At 53.6% G+C, this 3,157-nt stretch carries 6 protein-coding genes and 1 pseudogene; 4 read left to right on the top strand and 3 right to left on the bottom strand.

Translation table 11 applies throughout. The features are described 5' to 3' along the window. Nucleotides 1-97: 97 nt before the first annotated feature. Both GIW79_RS29380 and GIW79_RS29375 read right to left on the bottom strand, forming a co-directional pair. The gene (locus tag GIW79_RS29380; RefSeq protein WP_034126662.1) at nucleotides 98-382 is read right to left on the bottom strand and encodes a type II toxin-antitoxin system RelE/ParE family toxin; all 285 of its coding nucleotides are present in this window, start codon (nucleotides 380-382) and stop codon (nucleotides 98-100) included. Then, a complete protein-coding gene (locus GIW79_RS29375) occupies nucleotides 372-614 on the bottom strand; it encodes a CopG family ribbon-helix-helix protein (RefSeq protein WP_236456620.1) in 243 nt (80 codons plus the stop codon). Before GIW79_RS29375 ends, GIW79_RS29380 begins: the two co-directional genes overlap by 11 nt. 150 nt (nucleotides 615-764) lie before the next feature. Here GIW79_RS29375 and GIW79_RS29370 point away from each other — a divergent pair, with 150 nt between their 5' ends. After that, on the top strand, nucleotides 765-989 hold the full coding sequence (locus tag GIW79_RS29370) for a hypothetical protein (protein ID WP_236456618.1): 225 nt from the start codon (nucleotides 765-767) through the stop codon (nucleotides 987-989). 26 nt (nucleotides 990-1,015) lie between these two features. Further along, a pseudogene (locus GIW79_RS29365) lies at nucleotides 1,016-1,129 on the top strand (BrnA antitoxin family protein); the annotation flags it as partial. A 97-nt stretch (nucleotides 1,130-1,226) separates the two neighbouring features. Here the strand turns inward: GIW79_RS29365 and GIW79_RS29360 are convergent. Continuing rightward, nucleotides 1,227-1,544, bottom strand: a complete 318-nt coding sequence (locus GIW79_RS29360) for a DUF6966 domain-containing protein (RefSeq protein WP_236456616.1) — start codon at nucleotides 1,542-1,544, stop codon at nucleotides 1,227-1,229. A 612-nt stretch (nucleotides 1,545-2,156) separates the two neighbouring features. Here GIW79_RS29360 and GIW79_RS29355 point away from each other — a divergent pair. Together GIW79_RS29355 and GIW79_RS29350 are read left to right on the top strand one after the other, a co-directional pair. Continuing rightward, entirely contained in the window at nucleotides 2,157-2,522 is a 366-nt protein-coding gene (locus GIW79_RS29355) for a DUF6124 family protein (RefSeq protein ID WP_236456614.1), read from the top strand. A 146-nt stretch (nucleotides 2,523-2,668) separates the two neighbouring features. Then, nucleotides 2,669-2,887: a hypothetical protein gene (locus tag GIW79_RS29350; protein ID WP_236456612.1), complete on the top strand. Its 219-nt coding sequence runs from the start codon at nucleotides 2,669-2,671 to the stop codon at nucleotides 2,885-2,887. The last annotated feature ends 270 nt before the right edge of the window (nucleotides 2,888-3,157 follow it).

The raw sequence follows: 3,157 nt of genomic DNA, 5'->3' as shown, positions 1-3,157 counted from the left end.
GTTTCTAGGGGCATGGGGGATCTGAGTTGGCGAGACGAATGGGGTGCAGTTTATCAGGAACGGATCTTGGGTGCCGGTGAGGCAAGTCTTGCGCGCATTACCACTTCGAACGAGGGCGTTGCCGTGTGTGGAATACGCCAAGGATCTGCAGTCGATCACCCCGCACTCTATACGGGATCAGATAGGACCAGTTGGGAACTGCCCATTCGCGAGTATGTTTCACCCGACCTTCGCGTCCCATGGAAGGAAACTGAGCCAGCCTGTCGACACTGGTGAAAATGGCATCCGAGAAGTCGTCAGCGGCTTTTGGATTTTCGAGAGCGATATAGTTCGCTTCGTCTTCCAGATTTTTAAGTGCTTTTTCAAGCCACTCAACCCGCATTCCTGCTCCAGCGCCTAGCGCGCATGGCTGCCACTTGGTCATCAGTGGCGAATTTGCCTTCGTCGGCTTCCTTTACTGCCAGCTCGATTTGGGCGGTCAGCGTTTTTTCGTGCTCGATGTAGTCGCGAAGAACGTCCATCGCCAGGTAGCTCGCTGTCTGCCCGTTGGTTTTGGCCAGGGCGGCGAGAGAGTTGGACAGATCTTCCGGCAGGTTTAGGGATATCCCAGTCATGGCGGCCTCGATGGTGGACGGTTGTGGGGCATCTTACACCTTGATGTGCTTGGTTGACTCAGCAGTCCGTCGTGAGGTGTATCTGGAAGTGAATTGCTTTTCGCTGCCTACTCAAAATTAGGTACCGTAGTCTGGCTTCGATATCTGCCCATGAGTGACGCGGTTCACGTCATCGGCTTTCGTGAAGCCAACAAACTGGGGGGGGCAAAAATAATGACCAGAAACTCCCGTTCTGAAAGGGTTGATGCAGTGAACCCGGAATGGCCGGCTGAGGACTTTTCTAAGGCCAAACCAGCGAGCGAGGTGCTTGTGGGATTGTTTGGTAAAGCTCAGGCGAAGGAAATGCTCAAGCCCAAGCGGGGCAATCGGCAGTAACCAAAGAGCACTTCAAAGTTCGTTTTGATGCTGACGTGCTGGAGCGATTCTGGGCTTTCGGGCTAGGCTGGCAAAACGCGAATGAATGCCGCTTGGCCGATTGGCTCAAGACGCACACGCCAGATGAACTGAAGGCCTAAGGCAATAAGCCACGGATTTGGCTTATTGCTGTCTCGTGATTAGCTTTTTTCAGCGATAGCATCAATAAATCTGTCCCTTTTTTGTTTAGGTGCCTGATCAAGTTTGAGACCGTTTTATTGCTTTGGCGAGCTGTTCGGCGTTGTTGCGCAATTCAATGAATTTTTCGTTTAGCTCGACATGACCTGGATTCCAAGAAAGGACGCCATCGACATAGCTTTGACCAAGAATGAGATCATTTAATGAGCCCATTCCGCCATAGGCTGATAGTAGATACTCAATCCCAGAGTAATCAGAATCCAGCAATAGTGCCCTTGCCTTACGCATCCAAAAGCTCCAGTGGGTGTCTCCATCGCTTTCGAGCACGATTGCAAGCTGATCAAGAATGCAGATCAACTCTTCAGTTTTCGGTCCCATTTCTCGACATCGTCCAAAGTGAAACGCGGCATGGGCGGGATGATCCGCTGTTGAGTGTTTCTCGCCCGCTAGCAACATAAGCTACTGTTTCGCCATTAGAGTGTCCACGAGCTGTTTTCGGCCGTTATCTGCCTGATGCCGAAGGCGGATAGTCAGGGCGGAGGTATGGATCGAAAGGAGTCCAGTGGTACATAAGTGGTACGAGCTAAAGCTGGGTTAGCTGTAGGCCTTTGTTTTAAAGGCTCTTTGGTTTAGTAGTTCCAATCCATCATCGGTGTAACGGATAAAGCAATCTCCTGGAACAGGTCCAAACTTCTAGGAAATATCCCACGCTTTTCTCAGCTTGCCCCTCGGACCTCCCCTAGCTAACCTCCTCAAGCCGCTGGCAATCCAGCGGCCGGATGTGGAAGTCCGACCAAGCTGAAGGCGCTCAATCGCCCATAAACACCTACCGGCGTTTTTTTACGTCTGTATGATTGCTTATGGCGGCTGTGCGTGGGGCACTTCGGTGCGCCGGGTCCTTTAGCCCTGGTCTTCCACACCTGCGTACAGCTGCCACCCCTCATGTGGAAGTGAGATAGGCAGTTCCTTAAACGCTAAAGGAGCTTCGCCATGTACAAGGTCACACCTAATCTGCCTTATGCTTCAAACGCTGCATCCTCTGATCCCAAGCTTCAAGCCGCAGCCCAGCGAGCAATCCATCATCACTTGCCCCCATCCGACGACGCTGCGCCCACCGAACGCCCAAGCGACAACCTATTCCTAGTAAACCCAACCATCGACCCCGAAACCCTCCTGGCCAACGCCGCCGAAAACCTCGCATCCGCCAACGAAATGGCCGCCACCTTGGCGTTCGACCTCGACGACTCTCAGCGCGCCATCGCCTTGGGCATTCAGCAGTTAATCGAGTTGAGCTCGCTGCTCGTTGGCCGAGCCCAGGAGCAAGTTGCGCCTGTGACCGCCTCAGTCAAAGCCTGACAACCAACCCTGCCGCCTTACCCAAGGCGGCAACCTGAACTCATGCTGTCCCACAGCAAAGTTTCATAATTCCCTGCACCGTTGAGGTCTACGATCCCCTACTGAGAGAGGACCCCAGCGCCTCCAGCCCATAGGGAGCTGAAACCATGATCTCGAACCTCGTCAAAGTTGTGATGATCACCGGCACGTTGCTGGTGAGTGCTTGTTCATCTTCATCAGTCGTGAGCAGTGACCCGTGCTTTTCAGGCGGTTGCCAGGCATTTGGCGACCATAGCCCCAGCAAAGCCGCGAAGATGAATTTCGGTGGCAGTGGGCTGAGGAGTAGTTATGGGGAGTATGGTTCGGGGTTGTTGCATGATGATTGATGGGGTGGTGGGGCAAGAGCGTTTTGCTTGCTTTGTCGCTTTGCAAAGTGAGCAGCCGTTGGGGTGGAACGCTAAGTAGCCGTTGCCTGAGTACCGGATAGTACGCGGTCTGATCCAGCATTTTCGTCGGCTGTCGGGCTGCCTTCGCGAGCAAGCCCGCTTGTATGCTAGGACTTGAAGGGAGGAGAAGGGACAAAGCCCGATTCTGACTGTTGACGCAGTACAGACCGTGGGAGATTTCGCCCCTCCTCCTTTCACCCAAGCGCCGAT

This window comes from Pseudomonas sp. PA-7-1E (genome assembly GCF_021605325.1).
In the GTDB taxonomy this organism is placed as follows: Bacteria; Pseudomonadota; Gammaproteobacteria; order Pseudomonadales; family Pseudomonadaceae; genus Aquipseudomonas; species Aquipseudomonas fluorescens_BV.
Note: the sequence above shows the minus strand (reverse complement) of the source record. Positions and strands in the feature narration are given on the sequence as shown.

Coding starts and splice junctions, on each gene's coding strand:
- GIW79_RS29360 (WP_236456616.1), bottom strand. CDS start 1,544: ATGGGACCGAAAACTGAAGAGTTGATCTGCATTCTTGATCAGCTTGCA.
- GIW79_RS29350 (WP_236456612.1), top strand. CDS start 2,669: ATGATCTCGAACCTCGTCAAAGTTGTGATGATCACCGGCACGTTGCTG.
- GIW79_RS29355 (WP_236456614.1), top strand. CDS start 2,157: ATGTACAAGGTCACACCTAATCTGCCTTATGCTTCAAACGCTGCATCC.
- GIW79_RS29375 (WP_236456620.1), bottom strand. CDS start 614: ATGACTGGGATATCCCTAAACCTGCCGGAAGATCTGTCCAACTCTCTC.
- GIW79_RS29370 (WP_236456618.1), top strand. CDS start 765: ATGAGTGACGCGGTTCACGTCATCGGCTTTCGTGAAGCCAACAAACTG.
- GIW79_RS29380 (WP_034126662.1), bottom strand. CDS start 382: ATGCGGGTTGAGTGGCTTGAAAAAGCACTTAAAAATCTGGAAGACGAA.